This window comes from Arthrobacter sp. R3-55 (assembly GCF_054161505.1).
Genome location: NZ_CP096423.1, coordinates 3,092,012 through 3,113,273, shown reverse-complemented (window position 1 = coordinate 3,113,273; position 21,262 = coordinate 3,092,012). Strand labels below are relative to the sequence as shown.

Sequence of the window (21,262 nt, the reverse complement as noted above, 5' to 3'; positions counted from 1 at the left end):
TCAGACTTTTTGCCAACGGCTTGAGTTGTCCGCGCTCGATTCCACTGCGGCCAGAACCTTTTGGACCTGTAAGGCATCAGCGAACGACGGCGAGGGCTGCTCGCCTGCGCCGATGGCGTTCACCAGGTCCACCACCTGATGGGTGAAGCCGTGCTCGTAGCCCAGCCCGTGGCCGGTAGGCCACCAGTTGCCGGTGTAGGGGTGGGACGGCTCGGTGACCATGATTTTGCGGAAGCCTGCATCCGGTTCCAGCGCGGAATCGTAGAACTGCAGGGAGTTCATGTCCTCAAAATCGAAGGCAAGGGATCCCTTGGTGCCGTTGAGTTCCAAGCGCATGGCGTTTTTGCGCCCCAAGGCGAAACGGGTGGCTTCGAAGATGCCGATGGGGCCGGCGTCAGCACCGGCGTCGTGCTTGGCTTCAAAACGGGCGGTGAACAGGGCAGCATCATCCACGGTCACGGGACCGCGCGGACCATCTGCGCCACCGTGACCGCCCAGGCCCACGAAATCGCCGCCCACCGGGCGCTCCTTCACGAACGTCTCCAGCAGCGCTGATACCCCGGTGATGTTTAGTCCCGTGATCCACTGTGCGGCGTCGATGCTGTGGGCGCCGATGTCGCCGAGTGAACCGGAGCCTGACTTGGACTTATCCAGTCGCCAGGTCAGCGGCGCATCGGCGTCACTGAGCCAGTCCTGGAGGTACTGGGCGCGGACATGCCTGATCCGGCCCAGGCGGCCGTCGTCCACCATCCGTTTGGCCAGTGCCAAAGCGGGCGTGCGCCGGTAACTGAAGCCGCACATGGACAAAACCCCGCGTTCGGCTGCAGCCTGTGCCACCAGCGTCATCTTTTCGGCTTCCTCCACAGAGTTGGCCAAAGGTTTCTCGCACAGGACGTGCTTGCCTGCCTCAAGGGCAGCAATGGCTATTTCGGCGTGGGTGTTGCCGGGAGTGCAGATATCGATGAGGTCGATGTCATCGCGCTCGATCAGGCGGCGCCAATCAGTCTCGGTGGAGGCCCAGCCGTATTTGCCGGCTGCTGCCCGCACGCCTTCCTCGTTCCTGCCAGCCACAGCGGTCAGTTCCGGAACCATGGGAAGGTCAAAGAAGCGTGGCGCGGTACGCCAGGCATGGGAATGGGCGGCGCCCATGAAGGCATAGCCCACCATCCCCACGCGCAAGGGTTGAGGATCTGTCATCGGAAGTCCTTTCTGCTTGGTAGTGTCCGGTTACTTGCTGAAGCCTGCGGTGAGGCCACTGAGCAACTGCCGGCGCGCCACCACATAGATCACCAGCAGCGGGAGCGTGGCCAGCACCACGGAGGCGAGCACCGCGGGGATGTTGACGCTGAACTCGCCCTGGAAGGTCCACAGCGACAACGGCAGCACCCGGGTGTCCGGGCTTTGCGTAAGAATCAGCGGGAACAGGAACCCGTTCCACACATGCAGTGCGTTATAGATGCCCACCGTGATGACGGCGGGCTTGGTCATGGGCAACGCCAGACGCCACATCATGGCCCAGTCCGAGCAACCGTCCAGCCGCATCGATTCAAAGAGTTCGTTGGGGACGTCCCGCATAAAGTTGGACAAGATGAGGACCGAAACCGGGATCGCGAACGCAATGGACGGCAGGATCAACGCCAACAGGGTGTCGTACATGTGTGCCTTGGTGATCATCCAGTAGATCGGGATGATGGTTGCGTGCAGCGGAATGGCCAAGCCCAGGAGGAAAACGTTGTTGGTCCAGCTGAGGAACTTTCCCTTGCCCCGGACAATGGCGTACGCGGCCATGAAGGCGACGAAGAGTGCCGGAACCACGCTGCCGACCGTGACGATGAGGCTGTTGGTGAAGTACTTGGCGAAGTCGTTCTCCAGGACCAGCTTGTAGTTGTCCAGGGTTGGTTCCGCCGGTGGCAGCATCGGATTGGAAGTGAAGAACCCTGCCTGGTTCTTCAGGCTGGTGATTACCACGTAGTACACCGGAACTATGATGATCGCCAGCCAGAGCCAGCCGCCCAGGCCGCCCAGGAAGTTCGGCCGCGAACGGCCAAGCTTCGGCGGACGACGGCGGGTGGTCACCGGCTGGGGCAGCGCCGCCGGGGTTGTGGGGAGTTGGGTAGTGGAAGCCATTACGCACCTTCCAATTGGCTGGCGTTGCGGTTCTTGCCGCCGAGTCGTTGAAGGAACAGGGCAAGGGCAAGGCCGATCACAACGAGGATCACTCCCAAGGCGCTCGCCGCCCCCATGTCGTTCGCTTTGAAGCCGGTGAGGTACATGTGCAGCGGCAGGAGCCTGGTGGAGTAGCCCGGTCCGCCGGCGGTCAGTACGAAGACCAGGTCGAAGTACGCCAGGGAGCCCACCACCATGAGGGTGGAGGAAGTGATCATGGTGTACTTCAGCTGCGGCAGGGTGATGTTGAAGAACTGCTGGATACGCCCGGCTCCGTCAATCTGGGCAGCCTCGTAGAGCGAAGCGGGGATCTGCCGGACGCCGCCTTGGTAGATCAGGGTGTGGAACGGCACGAACTGCCATGCAATGACGAAGACCACCACGAACAGCACCAGGTCCGAGTTGCCCAGCCAGTCCTGGGCGAGCAACGGCAGGCCCAGCCCAGGGCCGAGCCCGAAGTTGGGGTCCAGCAGCGCTTTGAAGGCGATGGCGACTGCGGCGGAGGACAGGAGCAGCGGCACGAAGTAGAGCACAGCCAGTGCCGCACGATACTTCTGGCTGGCCGCAGTGAAGACACCGAGCAACAGGCTGATGGGCGCTTGGACGATGAATGAGAAGAACATGATCTTGGCTGTCACCAACAAGGCGTTGCCCGTGACGGGATCTGCCAGGACCGTATTCCAACTGGACAGCCCGTCCAGTTTGATCTCGCCCAGGCCGTCCCAGCGGGTGAAGCTCAGGAACAGCACTCCCAGCAGGGGGAGGATGGCGAAGAGCATAAAGAAGGCAAGGGCCGGTACGGCCAGCCACCCCGACGGACCCTTTTCCAGGGTCCGTCGGGTGTCGGTCGCGCGCTTCGCGGCCGGTGCCCGTGGTGGAGTCGTGGTAGTTGCGGACACCGGATTACTTCCCGATCGTCGCGTTCATGGTGGAAGCGAACTGTTCCGGAGTGATCTTCTTCAGGAAGATCTGGTCAAGGTTGGCCAGCATGGCATCTCCTTGGGCAGGGCTAAGCGCCTGGTCCCAGGAGAGCGTGAAGTCCGGGGCATCCTTGGCCATGCCATAGACGTAGGTCAGGAAGTCCTTGTCAGGGGAGGCTGCGAGCTTGTCTTCGATCCCGGTGACCACGGGTACAGCACCTGAGTCGATCAGGCTTTGGACGTTCTCGTCATTGAACATTCCGTCCTTGACATACTCCAGGGCGGTCTTTTTCTGTTCCTCGGTGGCCTTGGAAGAGACGGACCAGAAGTTGGACGGGTTACCCACAACGTTTGCCGGGTCACCCTTGCCGCCCTCCACCGTGGGGAAGGGGGTGTAGCCGAGCTTTCCGCTGGAGACGAAGTCAGCCGCGTCCTTCTTCATGCCTTGGTAGATCCAGCTGCCCTGCAGGATCATGGCGGCCTTGCCGGTGTACAAGAGTGCCTGGTCTGCGTTGCTGTCCGCAGCAATGGAGGAGAAGCCGTTGATGAAGCCGCCGGCATCCACCAGTTCCTGGATCTTGGTCAGCGCTTCAATCACTGCGGGATCGGACCAGGCGTCCGGCTTGTTGGCTGCAATGTTTGCAAAGACTTCAGGACCGCCGATCCGGTCCACCAGGTATTCAAGCCACATCAGGTCCGGCCACTTGGACTGTCCGCCCAAGGAGAAGGGCGCAACGCCGGCATCTTTGAACTTTGGTACCAGGGCCATGAGTTCATCCCAGGTCTTGGGCGGCTCGGCTCCGATCTTCTCGAAGACTTCCTTGTTGTAATAGAGCACTACGGGCTGCACTTTGTTGTTGGGCAATGCGTAGGTCTTGCCGTCGATCACGCCGCTCTCGAGGATCGAGGGAAGGTAGCGGCTCTGGACATCAGGGTTGTCTTTGAGGAATCCCGTCAGATCATCCACCTGGCCGGCATCAACGTAGGATTTCAGGACCCCGCCGCCCCAGCCATAGACCAGGGTGGGCCCCTGGCCGGCGCCGACGGCGGTGCGGACCTTGGTCTTGTAGGCATCGTTGGCGAAGAAATCGAGCTTGATGGCGGAGTCGGGGTGCGCCTTGTTCCAAGAGTCAACGGAGGCCTGGAACACGGGCTGGTCACCACCGGTGAGTCCCCACATGGTCGCCGAGTCCGCTGAGGCTCCCGTGCCGGCCGGTCCAGAGGACCCGCAGGCTACGAGGGAGATCGACAAGGCGGCTGCAGATACGGCCATTCCGGCGGTGCGCAACTTGAGACTATTCATGTGCAGTTTCCATTCGTCCTTCGGGCTCGACGCTGATGGCCCGGTTGTTCGTGTAAAAGCCGCACTCCGCGGTGTGGGGATCTGCTTCGATCGCCCCTTTCCATGAACTTTTCGAAATGTTTCGAAGGTCCTTTCGGAAGTGCCCACCAAACTTAGCCGTGAGGCAGGTCACCGTCAAGGGTTATTTTCAGGCACTTTCAAGCTCGCAGGGTTCATATTGACGGGAGTCCATCCGGCAATGCACACTGTCTGCAACCGAAACTTTTCGAAAGCGGACACTGTGAGCATCCAAGAACGACCCTCCAAATTGACCCTCTCTGCCGTCGCGCAGGAGGTGGGAGTCTCAGTGCCCACAGTGTCCAAAGTGGTCAACGGGCGCGGGGACGTAGCGCAGGCCACCCGTGCCCGCGTGCTGGCGGCACTGCAGCGTACCGGCTACAAGTCTCCGCTCCAGCGCAAGAGCAACCCGGTGCAGCGAACAGTGGAAGCTGTCTTTGATTCCCTCAATTCGGCCTACAACATGGAAGTCCTCAAAGGGATCATGGAGCAGGCCAATGTCTCGGACATGGAAGTGATCCTGTCCGTGACCGGACTCCAAGCGGCACCTCCCCTGGGTCCGGAAGAGCGGGCCCAACGCATGGTCGATGAGGGCCGCAGCGGGATGATCGTGGTGACCTCGGCCTTCGGCACCGCCCACTTGGAGGCCTTCCAGAGGCGCCAGATCCCCATCGTGGTGATCGACCCCCTCAACCCGCCACCGGCTGACTTGTTCAGCGTGGGCGCCAGCAATTGGGCCGGTGGAAAGGCAGCAGCAAGCCACCTCCTGGGGCTGGGGCATCGTCGGATCGCCTACATCGGCGGCCCTGCCACAGCCGAGTGCAGCCAGGCCAGGCTCCACGGTTACATGGCCGCGCTCATGTCCGCAGGCATCACCGTGGAACACGAATACGTTTCGGCGGGACCCTTCCGGCCCGAGACCGGGGCCGCCGCTTTCAAGTCCCTGTTGGCGCTGGAGGATCCGCCCACGGCAGTCTTTGCCGGCAGCGACAGCATCGCCATGGGAGTACTGGCGGAGGCCCGGAGACAGGATGTACGCATCCCGGAGGAAATGAGCTTGGTGGGGTTCGACGGCACCTACCAGGCCGAGGAATCCACACCGCCCTTGACCTCGGTAAGCCAGCCGCTTCAAGAGATAGGGCGTTCGGCGCTGAACTTCATCCTTCGTCAAATGCAAGGTGAAGACATCGACTCCCGGCGCGTGGAGCTCGCAACCCACCTGGTGGTCAGGGAATCCACGGCCTCTCCCTTGGAAGCGGGTTCACGAAAAAAAGCGGCGTCGCGCGTTTAGCTGTACCGGCGGAACGGCGTCGGAGAGCAGCACCCGAACCCAGCGCTCGCCCGTCCTGCGGAACTCCTCACGGCTGGCGAAACGGTAAAGATAGCTGCGCGCCCGCACCCAACGGGGGCGTCCGCCGTCGAACGGGTCATGGCGCAGCATCCTCAGGGTGGGCTTGTCCGCCTGCAGGAGCTTGTCCAGGAAAGCGTAGAACCAGTCCTCGTGGACGGTCCGTAATGGCAGGAACCACATCAGCCAATCCAGCCTCAAATGGTAGGGCGCCCACTGCGGCGGCAACCGCCGGACGTCGCCTGGCTTGCCCTTGAAGCCATACTCCAACCAGAGTTCATCCGGGGCGTTGGGATCCTCAGCCAGCGTGCCTTCCACCACGATCTCGATCCGCTGCTTGGTGACCGTCCCAAACGCCCCATAGGCGTTGACCAATCTCCATCGATTGAAACTGGCATTCATGAGCTGCCGCCGGGAGAACAGGTTCAGAAGCGGCCGGTAGCTGCACGCCAGCAACAGAACAGTCACCAGCACGACGACGCCGAGCCACCAGACCGGGGTTTCGGCGCCGGGGTGCCACTCCAGCGGGATGAACGGAAAAACCGCATGCGCTACGGGGTCGCTGACCGCAGCGAACGCCAGGATGATGGCCACCCAGTTCAGCCATGCGAAGTTCCCGGTGAACACCAGCCACAATTGCGTGACGATGACGATGCCGGCGGCAATACTCGCCAAAGGTTGCGGCGCGAAGAGGAAGAACGGCACCACCAGCTGCGCGAAATGGTTGCCCGCCACTTCGACTTTGTGCAGTGGTCGCGGCAAAAGATGCGCTTGTCTGCTGAGCGGTCCCGGCATGGGCTGTGTCTCGTGGTGATAGAACATGGCCGTCATGTCCCGCCACTCACGGCCGCCACGGATCTTGATCATGCCGGCACCGAACTCAAGCCGGAACACCAGCCACACAATGAGGATCAGGACGGTGGTGGGCGGGGGAGTCTGGTCCGAACCGAGGAAGGCCACGGTAAACCCGGCCTCAAGCAGCAGGATTTCCCAGCCGAAGCCGTAGAACGTCTGGCCGACGTTGACAATCGACATGTACAGGAACCACAAGGCCAGGAACGCCGCCATGGGCAGCCAGGGCGGACCTGTTTGCGGGACTCCGGCCACCAGCAGGGCGGCCACGGCGATCCCTGTCCAACACACGGTCCTCAGGAGCGCATCTGAATAACGCCAGCGGAAGAGCGTTGGCCTGGCCAGTCGTCGTGCCAGATCCAGGAAATCCGGAACCGGCAACAGCCCGCGCTCTCCGAGGAGCACGGGGAACTGGTTCACCGTGGACAGGAAGGCAACGAGGTACAGCGCGGCAATGCCGCGTTGCAGAACCTGCCGGGCGAACTCGTAGTCCCATGCATCAAACCAGGACAACCACTCCACTCTTCCACCGTACGCGCAGGAGGTTGATGGTCAAGGGAAGCCGTTGCAGGCGTGTACATCCGATGCGTTCGCCGGCCTTGTTACCGGCTGGGATACTTGAATAATGCAGCCGCGCAAGATCGTCATCCTCGGGTCCACAGGTTCCATCGGCACACAGGCGATTGACGTCGTCGATGCCGCCCCGCACCGTTTTGAGGTGGTGGCGCTGAGCGCAGGCGGAGGTAATCCGGAACTCATCGCCCGGCAGGCGGTCCACACGCGGGCCCGCGCGGTAGGAATCGCCCATGGAGATCCAGCGTCGCTGCGCCGCTTGATTGACGACGCAGCCGCCGTCGCCGGAATAAGGAACTTCGAACCGGAAATCTTCGTCGGTCCGGATGCCTCCACGCAGATTGCGGGCATCGAGTGCGATGTTGTCCTCAACGGCATCACCGGTTCCATTGGCTTGGCACCCACCTTGGCCGCCCTTGGCACGGGCGCCACGCTGGCACTGGCCAACAAGGAGTCACTGATTGTTGGCGGAGCGCTGGTCAAAGCTGCTGCCCGGCCCGGCCAGATCGTCCCCGTGGACTCAGAGCATTCCGCCATTGCCCAGTGCTTGCGGTCCGGAACGGAACAGGAAGTGGAGAAGCTGATCCTGACCGCCTCAGGCGGTCCGTTCCGCGGCCGCACCCGTGACCAACTGCACCATGTCACACCGCAGGAAGCCCTGGCCCACCCCACATGGGACATGGGCCTCATGGTCACCACCAATTCCGCCAGCTTGGTCAACAAGGGCCTGGAGGTCATCGAGGCGCACTTGTTGTTCGATGTTCCCCTCGACAGGATCGAGGTAGTGGTCCATCCCCAGTCGGTGGTCCACTCCATGGTCCAGTTTGTGGACGGGTCCATCATTGCCCAGGCATCTCCTCCGGACATGCGGTTGCCGATCGCCTTGGGGATGGGCTGGCCGGACCGGGTCCCGCATGCCGCGAAGGCCTGTGACTGGACCAAAGCCACCAGTTGGACGTTCGAACCCCTGGATGCCGTGGCATTCCCGGCAGTGGACCTGGCCAAGGACGCTGCCAAGCAAGGCAGTACTTTCCCTGCAGTGTTCAACGCCGCCAATGAGGAAGCGGTCCAGGCCTTCCACGCAGGGCGCATCCGCTTTACGGATATCGTGGACACGGTGGAGTCGGTCCTCAGCGAACATTCAGGCTCCTCCGAGCTGACAGTGGAGTCCGTGCTGAATGCTGAGAAGTGGGCACGTGCCCGAACCCTTGATCGTTTAGCCAGCAGCGCCCTGTAGCCCACAACCCCTATGGAAGCAGTTCCCCCGGCATGAGTCCCGTCCTTCTCTTCATTCTCGGAGTCGTCTTCGTCGCCATCGGCGTCGCCGTTTCCATCGCGCTGCACGAGGTAGGCCACCTGGTGCCCGCGAAGCTGTTCAAAGTGCGCGTCACCAAGTACATGATCGGTTTTGGGCCAACCCTCTGGTCTAAAAAGAAGGGGGAGACGGAGTACGGTTTCAAAGCGCTCCCGCTTGGCGGATACGTGTCCATGATCGGCATGTACCCGCCCAACAAGGCGGACGGTGCAGTCCGCCCTTCAAGCACCGGGATGTTCCAGACACTGGCCACCGAAGCGCGCTCCATGGCACACGAGGAAGTAGGGCCGGAGGACGGCAACCGCGTTTTCTACAAGCTGCCCGTGTGGAAAAAAATCATCGTCATGCTCGGTGGTCCCGCCATGAACATGATCATCGGGTTGATCCTGTTGGCCGTCCTGCTCATGGGATTCGGCACAGCCCAGGCCACCACCACCATCGCTGATGTATCCAAGTGCCAGGTTGCCGCAGGCGAAACCGTGGACCCCGACTCGGCAGACTGCAAACCCACGCCGGCAGCAGCGGCAGGGCTCCAGCCCAACGACACCATCACTTCCTTTGACGGTAAACCCGTCACCAACTGGGATGAACTGACCGGGTGGATCCGCGCCTCGGCAGGCAGGGAGGTGGCCATCACTGTCCAACGCAACGGTTCTGCCGTGGAGACCACCGTGACTCCGGTGCTTTCATCCCGTCCCGTGGTTGGCTCCGATGGACGGCAGGCCCAGGACGCCAACGGAGTTCTGCAGTATCAGGAGGTGGGCTTCCTCGGGATCGGAGCCCGAAGCGCCCTGGTGCCCCAACCGGCGTCGGCCGTTCTGCCCATGGCAGGGGAGAACATCAAACAAATTTCCGGTGTGATCTTCAACCTGCCCGCCAGGGTGGCGGGGGTGGCAAAAGCGGCCTTCAGCGAGGAGCCCCGTGACCCGAACGGCCCCATCAGCGTAGTGGGCGTGGGCCGGGTGGCCGGCGAAGTCGCGGCCATGGAACAGGTGCCGATGCAGGCACGGATCGGAACCCTGATCGGGCTGCTTGCAGGGCTCAATTTCGCCCTGGCCATCTTCAACCTCATCCCCTTGCTTCCCTTGGACGGCGGCCATGTTGCCGGAGCTTTGTACGAGGGCGCACGGCGCCAAGTGGCCAGACTTAGGGGCAAGCCGGATCCGGGCTCGTTCGACATCGCCAAACTGTTGCCGCTGACCTATGTGGTGGCTGCGCTACTGATGGCCATGGGGGCCCTGCTGATCTACGCGGACATCGTGAAGCCCGTGAATATCTTTGGCTGAGCTGTGAACATTTTCCGCGCAGCTGTGAACAAAGTCGGCGGATCAAGCGGGATAGGCTAGCACCATGACTGTTTTCGCTGCTGAGTACGTATACGTCGCCGACTCCGGCGCCCTCCGCGATGAAGCCCGCCCCGCACACCGTGCCTGGCTCGGCGAACTGGCCGAGGAAGGCAAACTGCTTGCCAGTGGGCCCTACGGTGACGGTGCCGGTGCTCTGCTCATCTTCAAGTCCGCTGACGAGGCCGAACTCAACCAGCTCCTGAAGCAGGATCCGTTCGCTGAAGCCGGAGTAATCGCCGGCATCCGCACCACGGAATGGGCGCCCATCATCGGCGTCCTGGCTGCCCACGCGTCCTGATCCGGACGTCCTCCACCACAACGATCCACCCCAACCCAAGGAGTCCACGTGACCTCGGTCAGCCTGGGAATGCCAGCAGCCCCACCCCCCGTCCTTGCCCCGCGCCGTAAGACGCGGCAGATCAAGGTAGGGTCCGTTGGTGTCGGTTCTGACTCGCCCATCAGCGTTCAGTCCATGACCACAACGCCCACTACGGACATCAACGCCACCCTTCAGCAAATTGCTGAATTGACGGCATCCGGCTGCGACATCGTGCGCGTTGCCTGCCCCTCTGCCGATGACGCCGAAGCGCTGCCCATCATCGCCCGCAAATCCCAGATCCCGGTTATTGCCGATATCCACTTCCAGCCCAAGTACGTCTTCGCGGCTATTGAGGCCGGTTGCGCGGCTGTTCGGGTGAATCCGGGCAACATTCGTAAGTTCGATGACCAGGTCAAGGAGATCGCAGCAGCGGCCCGGGACCACGGAACATCCATTCGTATCGGTGTCAACGCCGGATCCCTCGAACCGGGCATCATGAAGAAGTACGGCAAGGCCACTCCGGAGGCGCTTGTCGAGTCAGCTGTCTGGGAAGCCTCTTTGTTCGAAGAGCACGGTTTCCACGACTTCAAGATCTCCGTCAAGCACAACGACCCCGTGATCATGGTGGCCGCTTACGAGATGCTTGCCGAGAAGGGTGACTGGCCCTTGCACCTTGGAGTTACCGAGGCAGGCCCGGCATTCCAAGGCACCATCAAATCGGCAACGGCTTTCGGTGCGCTCCTGTCCCGCGGCATCGGAGACACCATCCGTGTTTCTCTCTCAGCCCCGCCGGTGGAGGAAATCAAGGTGGGCAACCAGATCCTGCAGTCCCTGAACCTGCGCCCCCGCAAGCTCGAGATCGTTTCCTGCCCCTCCTGTGGCCGCGCCCAGGTGGACGTATACACGTTGGCGGAGCAGGTAACCGCCGGTTTGGAAGGCATGGAGATCCCCTTGCGCGTTGCCGTCATGGGCTGCGTTGTCAACGGACCGGGCGAGGCCCGTGAAGCGGACCTCGGTGTGGCCTCCGGAAACGGCAAGGGCCAGATTTTCGTGAAGGGCGAAGTCATCAAGACTGTGCCTGAGAGCGAAATTGTTGAGACACTGATCGAAGAGGCCATGCGCATCGCCGAAGAGATGGGGGAGGCCGATGGCGAAGATGCTGTCAAGGGTAGCCCCGTGGTTAGCGTCTCGTAACGAGAACGGCTTGGGGGTCAGGGTGCTCGGCAAAGCCGACACCCTGGCTCTTCGCGCGCTGGCAAGTGAAGACGTCGTGGCCAATGTGTTTATTCTGGCCCACTTGGACAGCACGGGAACGGCCGCGCCCACCAGCGGTGGCGCCAGTATTTTTGGAGTGTTCCACGACCAAACGCTCCTGGGCGCCTGTTGGGCCGGAGCCAATCTGGTTCCGGTGCAACTGGATCCCGCATTGGCGGGTTACGCAGCAACGGCGGCCCATCAAACAGGACGCCGGTTTGCTTCCATCTTTGGGCCCGCAGAGACAGTGCTGGCCCTCTATGCACGCTTTGAACAGTTGGGCCACACCGCCCATGAGATCCGGTCCCGCCAGCCACTCCTGACCATTTCCGGAGAACCGTCCATAGGTGCCAACCCTGCCCTGACCTTTGGCACCATGGAGGATTTCGACCTCATCCTGCCGGCCTGCGCAGCCATGTTCGAGGAAGAAGTGGGCTATTCTCCTTTTCTTGGTGGACAGGAGTTCTACAGCAGGCGGGTTGCCGGCCTCATCAGGCAAGGGCACTCACTGGTGCACATTGATGCTCACGGCACAGTGGTCTTCAAGGCCGAGCTCGGTGCCGTCACAGCCGACGTCACGCAGGTCCAAGGCGTGTGGATGAATCCGGAACTCCGTGGCCAGGGCCAGAGCGCCGGCTACATGGCCGCCGTCGTCAATCTGTCAAAGACTTTTGCCCCGGTGACCAGCCTGTATGTCAACGACTACAACGCCAAAGCCCGTGCCACCTATGAGCGGGTGGGCTTCCAGCAAGCCGGGACCTTCGCCACGGTCCTTTTTTAGGCTCTTTACCGGGAACTTGTAGTCTGGTCCCGGTTGGTGCACGCCAGCCATCACTCGAACTTCCTTTGGGGGGACACATGAAGAAGAATGCGCTGCGCGGTCTGGCCGCGTCAGGACTGTTGGTTATGGGCCTTACCGCTTGTGGCGGTGGCGCCGCCACTACGGATGCTTCCTCGGCTCCGGCGAGTGAGGCATCCTCGCCCGCACCTGCCCAGGCCAAGCAGTACACCACCCAGGAACTCACGGACCTGGTAAAGCAGATCAAGGCCGCGGATGGTACGGAACTGATGGTTTCCTCCATTGACAATCTCGCCGGTCAGCAGGATCCCCTCAAGCAGCTCCTGGGCTCCATGAACATTGAGCCTGCCGAGTGCAAGAACCTGGCCATGGCCGGCGCTTCGCAGCCGATCGAGGGAGCCACCGGCGCCAGCGGTGCAAAAATTGACACCGCTTCCGGTGTCATTACCAGCGTGACCCTGGCCTCCGGCGTTTCCAAGGACGTGTTGGAGAAGAACGTCAAGAGCAACGAAGACCAGATCACCACCTGCTCCACCATGACTATGTCCATGTCCGGTACCACCATGACCATGAAGACTGAGAAGTTCGACGGCATCGGTTCAGTACCCGGCACCCTGGGCATCAAGACCACCATGACGCTCCCGGACGGCCAGACCCAGTCCACGCTGATGGCCGCAGCCATCAAGGACGGCGTCCTCATTTCCGCCACCGCCTCCGGAAAGAGCGCTGACAACTCCGGCGCCGCAGCTGCCGGGGCACTCATGGACCAGGCCGCCGCGCTGATCAAGTGATGCCAACCATGTAACGCCAAGCAGGTAGCAGCACGGGCGCTTTGAGGCTCATAACGGCCCGTGCTGCTGCCTATTGGGAAGAATCCAAAGCCCCGGAGAGGTAGCGCTGCAGGGTGGGCGTCACTAGCCGTACCACGTCCTCGGGATCGGCGGAGGCCAAGGGTTCGAGCCGGATCACGTAACGGACCAGCATGAGCCCCACAACCTGCGTGGCAACCAGATTGCCCCGCAGCCGTAATTCCCCGGCCGGTCCCGGCATGCCTGCAATGATTCGGGAAATGATGGTCCGGTTCACCATCTCGCGCAGCAAAGCTGTCTTCGCGGTGGACCCGATGGTTCCGCGAACGAACGCCACCAAACCATGCTGCGCCGGGCTTTCCCACAGTCGGAGCACTGCCCTGGCAATAGCTTCCGCCCTCGCGGCCGGGTCCATGGCTTCAATGCCTGAAAGAACCTCGGCAGGGTCAACGGGCAACTCCACGCAGGCAGCGAAGAGTTCATCTTTACCGCCGAAGAAGTGGTGCAGCATGGCAGGGTCCACAGACGCTTCGCGGGCCACTTGCCGGAGGCTGGTTCCCTCGAATCCCTGATCGGCGAACAACTTCCGAGCCGCAGCAAGGATGCCCTCCCTCGAGTGGTTCGCGGCCTTGCGGCGGCCACGCCGCAACTGTGGCAGGCTCACTTGGTCCGCCGGCGCAGGGTCAACGAGGCCAGGACAAGGACGCCCACCACGATCCCGCCCATCACTGTTGCGTCCTGCCATAGTGCAGCCGTTGCTTCGGTATTCCCGGCGATTTCCTTCAGCGCCTCCACGGAGAACGTCAGCGGCAGAATCCCGGAAACGCTGTCCAGGACCTCGTTCATGTCCTCCCGGGCTACGAACAAGCCGCACAACAGAATCTGTGGGACTACCACCACGGGCATGAACTGCACGGCCTGGAACTCGGTCCGGGCAAACGCCGAGCACAGCAAGCCAAGCGCAACGCCAAGGACGGCGTTGATCACAGCGATCAATACCACCAGCCCCGGGCTTCCCTTGATGTCCAGGTCAAACATCCAATACGCCACAGCCGTCGCTGCCAAGGACTGCAGCGCAGCCATGAGGGAGAAGGCAATCGCGTAGCCGAACAGCAGGTCCGCCTTGTGGATGGGCGTGGTCAGGAGCCGTTCCAGGGTTCCGGAGGTCCGCTCGCGCAGCATGGTGATCGAGGTGACCAGGAACATGACCACGAACGGGAAAATGGCCAGCATCATGAGGCCAACACGGTCAAAGGTGCGGGGGGAACCCGGTGGCAGGGTCTCGTTTTCAAACAGGAAGTAGACGGCTGTGAGCAGCAGCGCGGGGACCACGAGGATCAGGGCGACGCTGCGGTGATCGTGCCGCAACTGTCCCAGGACGCGGAAGGCCGTGGCGAGGGTCATGCGGAGGTTCATGGGGTCACCGGGCTCTCTTCCTGGCCGCGGTCAGCGGCTCTGATAATGCTCAGGAACGCCCTTTCCAGATCGCTGCTGTGGCCGCGCTCGGCCAATTCGGCAGGAGTGAGCCGGGCAAGGAGCATTCCGTCGCGAAGCAGGAGCAGCGAGGAGCAGTGTGAGGCTTCCTCCATGACATGGCTGGATACCAGCAGCGTTGTTCCGGAGGCGGCCATGGCCGCGAAGCGCTCCCACAGCTCAGCCCGCAACACCGGATCCAAGCCCACGGTGGGCTCGTCAAGGATCAGCAGCCGTGGATGCGCCACCAGCGCACAGGCAAGGGAAACGCGGCTGAGCTGTCCACCGGACAGGTCAGCCGCCTTGCGTCGTGTCAGTGCTTGGAGTCCGACGGCGGCGATCGCCTCTGTGGCGTCCGCCGTCGTCGCGCCGTGCATGGCACCGAAGTATCGGACGTTCGCTTCGACGCTCAAGTCCACATAGACGCTGGAACTTTGGGTGACATACCCGACGTCGTGCCTGAGCGGTGCACTTCCGGCGGGCAGGCCCAGGACCCTCAGGGTCCCGCTCGTGATCCGCTGGACGCCGACGATCGCCCGCATCAGCGTTGTTTTGCCGCTGCCGGAAGGGCCAAGCAGGCCTGTGATCCGGGCTGAATCCACAGTGAAGTCCAGACCATGGAGAATGGCGGTCCGCGCGCGGGAGACCTTAAGGTCGCTAGCCTGTATGGCTGCAGGACGTGGCGGCATGCCGGCCTCCGGGGGCTCCAGTAATTCACCAACTGATGAATTAACGGTAGATCTGCCGCCTCGGTGCGGTCAATGCTGCCGGACCGGGACCCCCATCCTTGAAAATGTGTCCGCTATCACATAGGTTCTACGCAAGCCGTGTCGTTGGGGTGCGGGTGGCATCAGGGGGATTTGTGATCAAGACCTTGGCGGGCGTCGTTGGCGTCCGGGTCATCCGCGAGCTCGGCAGTGATCCATGTTTCCCAGCCGCAGGGGATCCCGTTCCGCTGGAGGGAACGGCGATCTAGTCCCAGGACAGAGTCTGCGGCCGGCCGGCCGCTGAGCCACGCCATCGCAGGATGACCAGCCCGTTGCGGCCAGGGGCTTCCGAACGCGACGGCGTGGCTCTTCTGTGTGTGGGCACCCGGTAGATTAGTAGACAGTTGTTTTTGCCACATCTGCCATAGAAACGGATACGTACCCGTGGTCCTTCGCCTTTCCCAGTTATTCCTGCGCACCCTGCGTGAAGATCCCGTCGACGCTGAGGTCGCCAGCCATAAGCTCCTGGTCCGGGCCGGCTACATTCGCCGCGCGGCACCCGGTATTTACACGTGGCTCCCGCTGGGTCTGAGCGTCCTGCGCAAGGTCGAAGAGATCATCCGCCAGGAGATGGCGGCCATTGGTGCCCAGGAAGTCCACTTCCCGGCGCTGCTGCCCCGCGAGCCTTACGAGGCCACCAACCGCTGGACCGAATACGGCGAAGGCCTGTTCCGTCTCCAGGACCGGAAGGGTGCGGACTACCTTCTTGCCCCCACGCATGAGGAAATGTTCACGCTCCTGGTCAAGGACCTGTACTCCTCGTACAAGGACCTTCCGTTGAGTCTCTACCAGATCCAAAACAAGTACCGTGATGAAGCACGTCCGCGGGCGGGGCTCCTCCGTGGCCGGGAGTTCATCATGAAGGACTCCTACTCCTTTGACATCGATGACGCCGGCTTGGACGCCAGCTACGCCGCCCACCGCGCGGCCTACTTGAAGATCTTTGAGCGCCTTGGCCTTGAAGTCATTCCCGTTGCTGCCACCGCCGGTGCCATGGGTGGTTCAAAGAGTGAGGAATTCCTCTTCCCCACCGAGATCGGCGAGGACACCTTCGTGCGCTCGGCCGGTGGTTACTACGCCAACGTCGAGGCCGTGACCACCGTGGTCCCGGAGGAGATCGACTTCAGCAATGCTCCGGCCGCCGAGGTCCTGGACACCCCGAACACGCCCACCATTGATACTTTGGTGGACGCGGCCAACCAGCTTGCTCCCCGCACCGAGGCCGACGGCGGCCCATGGACTGCCGCTGACACCCTCAAGAACGTTGTCCTTGCCGTGACGCTGCCTACGGGTGAGCGCCAGATAGTTGTCATTGGCGTTCCCGGCGACCGCGGAGTTGACCTCAAGCGCGTAGAAGCGAACATCGGTGCCCACCTTCCCATCGCCGGGGAGATCGGCCTCGAGGCCGCCAACGAAGAGGACCTCAAGAAGCTGCCTTGGCTGGTCAAGGGCTACATCGGCCCCGGACTGTCCCTGGACCAGCCGGTACTCGGCCTCGAAGGCTCTTCCAAGGTGCTGTTCCTGGTGGATCCCCGCGTGGTTTCCGGCACTAGCTGGGTCACCGGCGCCAACGCTGAGGGCAAGCACGTCTTTGGACTGGTAGCCGGCCGCGACTTCGCCTGGGACGGCGTCATTGAGAGCACTGAAGTTCGTGCCGGTGACCCCGCCCCGGACGGATCCGGTCCGCTGGAGACCGCCCGCGGCATCGAAATGGGCCACATCTTCCAGCTCGGCCGGAAGTACGCCGCCGCGCTGGACCTGAAGGTGCTGGACCAGAACGGCAAGCAGCAGGTAGTCACCATGGGTTCCTACGGTGTTGGTGTCACCCGCGCCGTGGCCGCCTTGGCTGAAGCAAACCACGATGACCGGGGTCTGGTGTGGCCGCGCTCCGTGGCTCCGGCAGATGTCCATGTGGTGGCCGTGGGCCGCGGGGATGAAATCTTTGACGCCGCTGAAAAGCTCTCCGCCGAGCTCGAAGCTGCCGGTCTGGATGTCATTTTCGATGACCGTCCCAAGGTCTCTCCCGGCGTGAAGTTCGGCGACGCCGAGCTCGTTGGCGTTCCCACCATCCTGGCCGTTGGCCGTGGACTCGTGGACGGCGTTGTGGAAGTCAAGGACCGCCGCAGCGGCGAAGCGGAGAACATCGCGGTGGACAAGGCCGTGGATTACGTGGTCAACGCCGTACGAAACCGGTGATTTCCGGCTTCGAATCAATCCAGCTCACCACTCTCATCCTGATTGTGGTGGCTGGATTCGCCGCCGGCTGGGTCGATGCCGTGGTAGGGGGCGGGGGACTGATCCAGCTCCCCGCCCTGCTGCTGGTTCCCGGCATCACGCCGGTTCAGGCTCTGGCCACCAATAAGATGGGGTCGATTTTCGGCACCACCACCAGCGCCGTGACGTACTACCGGCGCGTGGGACCGGACCTCAAGACGGCTGTGCCCATGGCGGTCATCGCGTTGGCGGGAAGCTTCGGCGGAGCCATCCTGGCTGCATCGCTGCCGGCCAGCGTGTTCAAGCCCATCATCGTGGTGGCATTGATCGCCGTCGCCGTTTTCACAGCATTGCGACCCAGTGCCGGTGAGCTGACTGCCCTCAGGCACGACGGCCATAAGCACTACGTCGTAGCCTGCCTCATCGGTGCCGTAATTGGCTTCTACGACGGCCTCATTGGCCCCGGCACCGGCTCTTTCCTGGTGATCGCCCTCGTTTCGGCCATGGGTTATGCCTTCCTTGAAGCCAGCGCCAAGGCCAAGATCGTCAACATGGCCACCAACGCAGGCGCCCTGATCTTCTTCCTTCCGCACGGCTCGTTGCTGTGGGGCGTAGGGCTGGTCCTGGGCTTGGCCAACATGGCCGGTGGCTACCTTGGCGCGCGTACTGCCGTGGCCAGGGGAAGCGGTTTTGTGCGCGTCGTCTTCCTGGTCGTTGTTGCGGCGTTGATCATCAAGCTCGGCTTTGATGTCTGGAATGAGAACTTCGCCGCCGATCCTCGCCTCAGATGAAGCTGCCACTGGCGTTGGCAAGCGATTTCAAGCCGCGTACGACGGCGTGCGGCACCAACGCGCTGGAGGCCGGGTTGCCGGGGGAGGCCTCGTTGGTGACGCGGAAATCGAAGGTACCGAGGCTGGTTTCGGCCACCACGTGGTGGGCCGTCCGGTGCGCGCCCGGATCGGCAATGAGCACGGCCTCCACCACCTCCCAATTGCCGGCGGCCAGGGCGAGCGCCGAGACCACATTGGTGGATTTGGGGAATGCCCTCATCAACTCAGCCGGCCCGCCCCGCAGAAGTTCAACGGGCCGGGTGGCCGCGAGCAGCCCCTCTTTGGTCTCACCGTCCATCCATGGTTGCACCAGTGCGGCGGGAAGCTTCCGCGTTTCCAGCGTGATGCGGTGGATGGTGCCTCCTGCACCGGCGGCGGTGATCGCATCGAGGCCGCCCAGCGCACCCGTGGTCAGAAAGGTGCGGCCCGGACCCTCGTCCAGCAAAGCGGAGCGGAGGGAGGGGTCGCAGAGGGCCCCGATCGAGGTCACCAGCAAGTCCTTCCCGGATCGGATGGTGGGAGGGCCAAACTCTGAAACTGCGGCGACGCCGGCGCATTCCACCACCACGTCAGCTGCCTCGAGGGCATCGGCGAAACTAAAACCTGTGCCGGCGTCACCGTGCGGTATCACTCCGGCGAGTCGGACGCCAGGTGCGGTCCCGGCGTCGAGCAGTTCCGCTATCCGCGAGCCGATGGCACCGGAGCCGATCAGTGCAACTGTCAGTGCCATGGCCTAATGCTCCGTTGCGCCGGGATCGGGCAGGTCATGCGGCCGGGGAAGGTCATCCAGCGTTCGGCCCGCAAGGGTACTGGCAACCCACAAAGAACGTCGAAGGTCCCCACCGTGACGCGGGCTCCCGGCATACCCCAAGGCGTTCTCCACCTCCCGGGCAACACTCCATTGCCGGGCGGCCTCCGGATCGAGGCCGGCAGAGACGCTGAAGTCATGGCAACGCTCCCGCAGGGCTTCTTCCGGGGCTGTCCGGGAGAGGTCATGGATCCGGTTCCACAGAAGCGGCGCTACGGCGAACTCTGCCTCGCCTACCTGTGGCTGTGGATCGATGGCCAGGTAATCGCCCCGGTGTGATTGATTTTCCCTGGCGACAGCCAGGATGTTCATGAAGTGAAGATCGGTGTGTACCAGGACATCCGTCCCGGAGCGCCGGCCCACGGCACCGCGCGTCTGGCACACTTCCAGCGCGGCTTCCAGCAGCCACCGCGGGAAGGGACGGTCCAGGCGTTCCCACTCCGCCGGCAGTTCATCGCTCCACCTCTCGGCCGTTGCGGCCACATGGTCAAAGGCCCGCCATTCAAGGCGCTCATCGGGTTGGATGGAGAGTTGGCGCACAATCGCGCTCCAGGCGTCCCTTGCCTCATCCATGGGGGCGTCCTGGAGCCAACGGGAGGCATCCAGCCGTTCAAGGAGCATGGAGCAACTGGGAGCATCCGCTGCCAACAGGCGGACCGCGCCGTGACCATCCCAGAGCGCAAGGGCGTGGCGTTCCACCTGCGCTTCATCGTGGGGGAATGCGATCTTCAGGGCGGACGGTACGCCGTCCTGGAGGACCGGCACCACCAAGGCACCATGGCCGTTCCACGGTTCGGCACCGGGCGCCAGGTCAACGGTGAGTCGCCAACGATCCAAGGCCTCGGAGATGAGTCCCGGAAGACTGGCCAGCCAGTCCCGCCCCGCGGAGTCGCGGTTGTACCGGGCGTGGAGGTCGCCCGGAATGGGAATCATTGCGTGAAGTGTCACGCGATCAGCCTAACTCCGAGGGAACCCGTGGAGCCTGGAAAACGCCGCTGGCCCTCCGGATTCGGGACCGGGCGTCGGCAGGGAAGGCAAGTCTCCGGCGTCGAGCGTTAGTCCGGGGAGGGCAGGAATTTCTGCACCCCACTCAAGGCTCCTGCGGGAAGCGGCCAAGAGGCTGTCCACGGCCCAGCTCCGGGTCTCACCCGTGGACAGTGCAACCAAGTCGCCCAACACCGGAAGGGTTGAGGATTCCAGCTCGGCCAGGCCAACGGCGGGCTCTTGCGCGAACTGTCCGGGGAGGCGGTACCCGGGCTCACTTGCAGGTACGTCCCCGCAGTTGGCGCGGGTCAGGGTCTCTGCCTGCCGGAGCAGCGATTCATGGGCGGCGAGGCCTTTGGCTGCCGTACCGGCGGCCGCGGGTTCCAGCCGTTTGAGCGCCACCTGGTAGGCATAGACAGCTTCCTGATGCACGCGGACCGTCGCGGCCAGGGCTGCATCGGTAGTGGCGGAGGTGGGCTCAGGGGTAGGACTTGCCGAGGGGCAGGGTGGTCCGGAGACCGTGGCTGCGGGGACCTTCGTCGTTGCTGCTGCTTCCTTGGGGATCGGCAGTTGCCATGTCCGGGCGAGCTTTGCGGCTTCGAGCACTTGCGCTGTTCCGACGCCGGCAAGGAGCCGGGCGATGCCGCCGTCGGCTTCGCGGGCGTCTGCCAGGCGCTTTATACCGCTCGCGGACAAAGCCTCAACAAAGGTTGGGCGCGTGGTGGTGGCTGATGTGACGGAAGGTTCAGCGGTGCCGGAGGGCGTTGCTTCGGACGGAGCCAGGAGGGCGCGCGCCTGCGTTGTCAGCAAAGTCACAGCGGCTTTGAGGCCCGGATGCCCCGCTCCCTGGCCGGTTCCTTCAGACAATCCTGCGGCGGATTCTTGAAGCCGGAGTGCGTCCTCCAGTGCCTCTGCGCGGGCGGTTTCAGAGAAAGGGATGGGCGGGGGATTGCCGGAATCCCGCGGAATCAGCACCATCCCGGTGCCCGCGACGAGCAGCGCCACCACGGCAACAAGCATGACCCGGCCCCAGGGTGGTGTTCGTCGTTTTTCGCTTGTCTGCCCGTTCACAACACACCATGGTGTCACGCGGGCGGCAAAGTCCGTGCACCATGTTCCCGGGAA

At 63.0% G+C, this 21,262-nt stretch carries 20 protein-coding genes; 9 read left to right on the top strand and 11 right to left on the bottom strand.

What is annotated here, in order from left to right:
• The 4 genes from M1D51_RS14400 to M1D51_RS14385 are packed head-to-tail and all read right to left on the bottom strand — an operon-like array spanning position 1 to position 4,389.
• On the bottom strand, positions 1 to 1,197 hold the full coding sequence (locus M1D51_RS14400) for a Gfo/Idh/MocA family protein (RefSeq protein ID WP_458106969.1): 1,197 nt from the start codon (positions 1,195 to 1,197) through the stop codon (positions 1 to 3).
• A 30-nt stretch (positions 1,198 to 1,227) separates the two neighbouring features.
• Positions 1,228 to 2,127: a carbohydrate ABC transporter permease gene (locus M1D51_RS14395; RefSeq protein WP_172325539.1), complete on the bottom strand. Its 900-nt coding sequence runs from the start codon at positions 2,125 to 2,127 to the stop codon at positions 1,228 to 1,230.
• Entirely contained in the window at positions 2,127 to 3,065 is a 939-nt protein-coding gene (locus M1D51_RS14390) for a carbohydrate ABC transporter permease (RefSeq protein ID WP_172325538.1), read from the bottom strand. The genes M1D51_RS14395 and M1D51_RS14390 overlap by 1 nt, the downstream gene beginning before the upstream one ends.
• Positions 3,066 to 3,069: 4 nt before the next feature.
• Positions 3,070 to 4,389, bottom strand: coding sequence for an extracellular solute-binding protein (locus tag M1D51_RS14385; RefSeq protein WP_458106968.1), 1,320 nt, complete (start codon positions 4,387 to 4,389; stop codon positions 3,070 to 3,072).
• Between the two features lie 238 nt (positions 4,390 to 4,627).
• Between M1D51_RS14385 and M1D51_RS14380 the strand changes: the two genes are divergently transcribed.
• Positions 4,628 to 5,737: a LacI family DNA-binding transcriptional regulator gene (locus tag M1D51_RS14380; protein WP_458106967.1), complete on the top strand. Its 1,110-nt coding sequence runs from the start codon at positions 4,628 to 4,630 to the stop codon at positions 5,735 to 5,737.
• On the opposite strand, the gene M1D51_RS14375 is transcribed toward M1D51_RS14380, so the two are convergent.
• A complete protein-coding gene (locus M1D51_RS14375) occupies positions 5,708 to 7,168 on the bottom strand; it encodes a lipase maturation factor family protein (RefSeq protein ID WP_458106966.1) in 1,461 nt (486 codons plus the stop codon). The genes M1D51_RS14380 and M1D51_RS14375 overlap by 30 nt on opposite strands.
• A gap of 103 nt (positions 7,169 to 7,271) precedes the next feature.
• Between M1D51_RS14375 and dxr the strand changes: the two genes are divergently transcribed.
• From dxr to M1D51_RS14345, 6 genes are all read left to right on the top strand, one after another.
• Entirely contained in the window at positions 7,272 to 8,456 is a 1,185-nt protein-coding gene (dxr, locus tag M1D51_RS14370; protein ID WP_458106965.1) for a 1-deoxy-D-xylulose-5-phosphate reductoisomerase, read from the top strand.
• Between the two features lie 32 nt (positions 8,457 to 8,488).
• A complete protein-coding gene (locus M1D51_RS14365; RefSeq protein ID WP_458106964.1) occupies positions 8,489 to 9,820 on the top strand; it encodes a M50 family metallopeptidase in 1,332 nt (443 codons plus the stop codon).
• A 64-nt stretch (positions 9,821 to 9,884) separates the two neighbouring features.
• Positions 9,885 to 10,178, top strand: coding sequence for a YciI family protein (locus tag M1D51_RS14360; RefSeq protein WP_172325736.1), 294 nt, complete (start codon positions 9,885 to 9,887; stop codon positions 10,176 to 10,178).
• A gap of 48 nt (positions 10,179 to 10,226) precedes the next feature.
• Positions 10,227 to 11,393, top strand: a complete 1,167-nt coding sequence (gene ispG / locus M1D51_RS14355) for a flavodoxin-dependent (E)-4-hydroxy-3-methylbut-2-enyl-diphosphate synthase (RefSeq protein ID WP_011774258.1) — start codon at positions 10,227 to 10,229, stop codon at positions 11,391 to 11,393.
• On the top strand, positions 11,356 to 12,234 hold the full coding sequence (locus M1D51_RS14350) for a GNAT family N-acetyltransferase (RefSeq protein ID WP_458109594.1): 879 nt from the start codon (positions 11,356 to 11,358) through the stop codon (positions 12,232 to 12,234). Before ispG ends, M1D51_RS14350 begins: the two co-directional genes overlap by 38 nt.
• 77 nt (positions 12,235 to 12,311) lie before the next feature.
• Positions 12,312 to 13,043 carry a hypothetical protein gene (locus tag M1D51_RS14345; RefSeq protein WP_458106963.1) on the top strand — a complete coding sequence of 244 codons (732 nt, stop codon included), beginning with the start codon at positions 12,312 to 12,314 and terminating at the stop codon, positions 13,041 to 13,043.
• Positions 13,044 to 13,113: 70 nt separating this feature from the next.
• Here the strand turns inward: M1D51_RS14345 and M1D51_RS14340 are convergent, their stop codons facing one another.
• From M1D51_RS14340 to M1D51_RS14330, 3 genes are read right to left on the bottom strand one after another with little or no spacing between them, the layout of a single operon-like run.
• Positions 13,114 to 13,725: a TetR/AcrR family transcriptional regulator gene (locus tag M1D51_RS14340; protein WP_458106962.1), complete on the bottom strand. Its 612-nt coding sequence runs from the start codon at positions 13,723 to 13,725 to the stop codon at positions 13,114 to 13,116.
• Positions 13,722 to 14,465: an ABC transporter permease gene (locus M1D51_RS14335; RefSeq protein WP_458106961.1), complete on the bottom strand. Its 744-nt coding sequence runs from the start codon at positions 14,463 to 14,465 to the stop codon at positions 13,722 to 13,724. The genes M1D51_RS14340 and M1D51_RS14335 overlap by 4 nt, the downstream gene beginning before the upstream one ends.
• Positions 14,466 to 14,473: 8 nt before the next feature.
• Positions 14,474 to 15,223: an ABC transporter ATP-binding protein gene (locus M1D51_RS14330; RefSeq protein ID WP_458106960.1), complete on the bottom strand. Its 750-nt coding sequence runs from the start codon at positions 15,221 to 15,223 to the stop codon at positions 14,474 to 14,476.
• 462 nt (positions 15,224 to 15,685) lie between these two features.
• Here M1D51_RS14330 and M1D51_RS14325 point away from each other — a divergent pair, with 462 nt between their 5' ends.
• Positions 15,686 to 17,497: a proline--tRNA ligase gene (locus M1D51_RS14325; RefSeq protein ID WP_458106959.1), complete on the top strand. Its 1,812-nt coding sequence runs from the start codon at positions 15,686 to 15,688 to the stop codon at positions 17,495 to 17,497.
• Positions 17,494 to 18,306, top strand: a complete 813-nt coding sequence (locus tag M1D51_RS14320; protein ID WP_458106958.1) for a sulfite exporter TauE/SafE family protein — start codon at positions 17,494 to 17,496, stop codon at positions 18,304 to 18,306. The genes M1D51_RS14325 and M1D51_RS14320 overlap by 4 nt, the downstream gene beginning before the upstream one ends.
• On the opposite strand, the gene M1D51_RS14315 is transcribed toward M1D51_RS14320, so the two are convergent.
• The 3 genes from M1D51_RS14315 to M1D51_RS14305 are packed head-to-tail and all read right to left on the bottom strand — an operon-like array spanning position 18,299 to position 21,208.
• A complete protein-coding gene (locus M1D51_RS14315) occupies positions 18,299 to 19,075 on the bottom strand; it encodes an aspartate dehydrogenase domain-containing protein (RefSeq protein ID WP_458106957.1) in 777 nt (258 codons plus the stop codon). The genes M1D51_RS14320 and M1D51_RS14315 overlap by 8 nt on opposite strands.
• Positions 19,076 to 19,078: 3 nt before the next feature.
• Positions 19,079 to 20,101 carry an aminoglycoside phosphotransferase family protein gene (locus M1D51_RS14310; RefSeq protein WP_458106956.1) on the bottom strand — a complete coding sequence of 341 codons (1,023 nt, stop codon included), beginning with the start codon at positions 20,099 to 20,101 and terminating at the stop codon, positions 19,079 to 19,081.
• Positions 20,102 to 20,110: 9 nt separating this feature from the next.
• The gene (locus tag M1D51_RS14305; protein ID WP_458106955.1) at positions 20,111 to 21,208 is read right to left on the bottom strand and encodes a DUF4439 domain-containing protein; all 1,098 of its coding nucleotides are present in this window, start codon (positions 21,206 to 21,208) and stop codon (positions 20,111 to 20,113) included.
• Positions 21,209 to 21,262 lie beyond the last annotated feature (54 nt).

What these genes read in the sequence shown, in the direction of transcription:
- M1D51_RS14400 (WP_458106969.1), bottom strand. Translation starts at nt 1,197, where the DNA reads ATGACAGATCCTCAACCCTTGCGCGTGGGGATGGTGGGCTATGCCTTC.
- M1D51_RS14395 (WP_172325539.1), bottom strand. Translation starts at nt 2,127, where the DNA reads ATGGCTTCCACTACCCAACTCCCCACAACCCCGGCGGCGCTGCCCCAG.
- M1D51_RS14385 (WP_458106968.1), bottom strand. Translation starts at nt 4,389, where the DNA reads ATGAATAGTCTCAAGTTGCGCACCGCCGGAATGGCCGTATCTGCAGCC.
- M1D51_RS14380 (WP_458106967.1), top strand. Translation starts at nt 4,628, where the DNA reads ATGCACACTGTCTGCAACCGAAACTTTTCGAAAGCGGACACTGTGAGC.
- dxr (WP_458106965.1), top strand. Translation starts at nt 7,272, where the DNA reads ATGCAGCCGCGCAAGATCGTCATCCTCGGGTCCACAGGTTCCATCGGC.
- M1D51_RS14365 (WP_458106964.1), top strand. Translation starts at nt 8,489, where the DNA reads ATGAGTCCCGTCCTTCTCTTCATTCTCGGAGTCGTCTTCGTCGCCATC.
- M1D51_RS14360 (WP_172325736.1), top strand. Translation starts at nt 9,885, where the DNA reads ATGACTGTTTTCGCTGCTGAGTACGTATACGTCGCCGACTCCGGCGCC.
- M1D51_RS14350 (WP_458109594.1), top strand. Translation starts at nt 11,356, where the DNA reads ATGCTGTCAAGGGTAGCCCCGTGGTTAGCGTCTCGTAACGAGAACGGC.
- M1D51_RS14345 (WP_458106963.1), top strand. Translation starts at nt 12,312, where the DNA reads ATGAAGAAGAATGCGCTGCGCGGTCTGGCCGCGTCAGGACTGTTGGTT.
- M1D51_RS14335 (WP_458106961.1), bottom strand. Translation starts at nt 14,465, where the DNA reads ATGACCCTCGCCACGGCCTTCCGCGTCCTGGGACAGTTGCGGCACGAT.
- M1D51_RS14330 (WP_458106960.1), bottom strand. Translation starts at nt 15,223, where the DNA reads ATGCCGCCACGTCCTGCAGCCATACAGGCTAGCGACCTTAAGGTCTCC.
- M1D51_RS14315 (WP_458106957.1), bottom strand. Translation starts at nt 19,075, where the DNA reads ATGGCACTGACAGTTGCACTGATCGGCTCCGGTGCCATCGGCTCGCGG.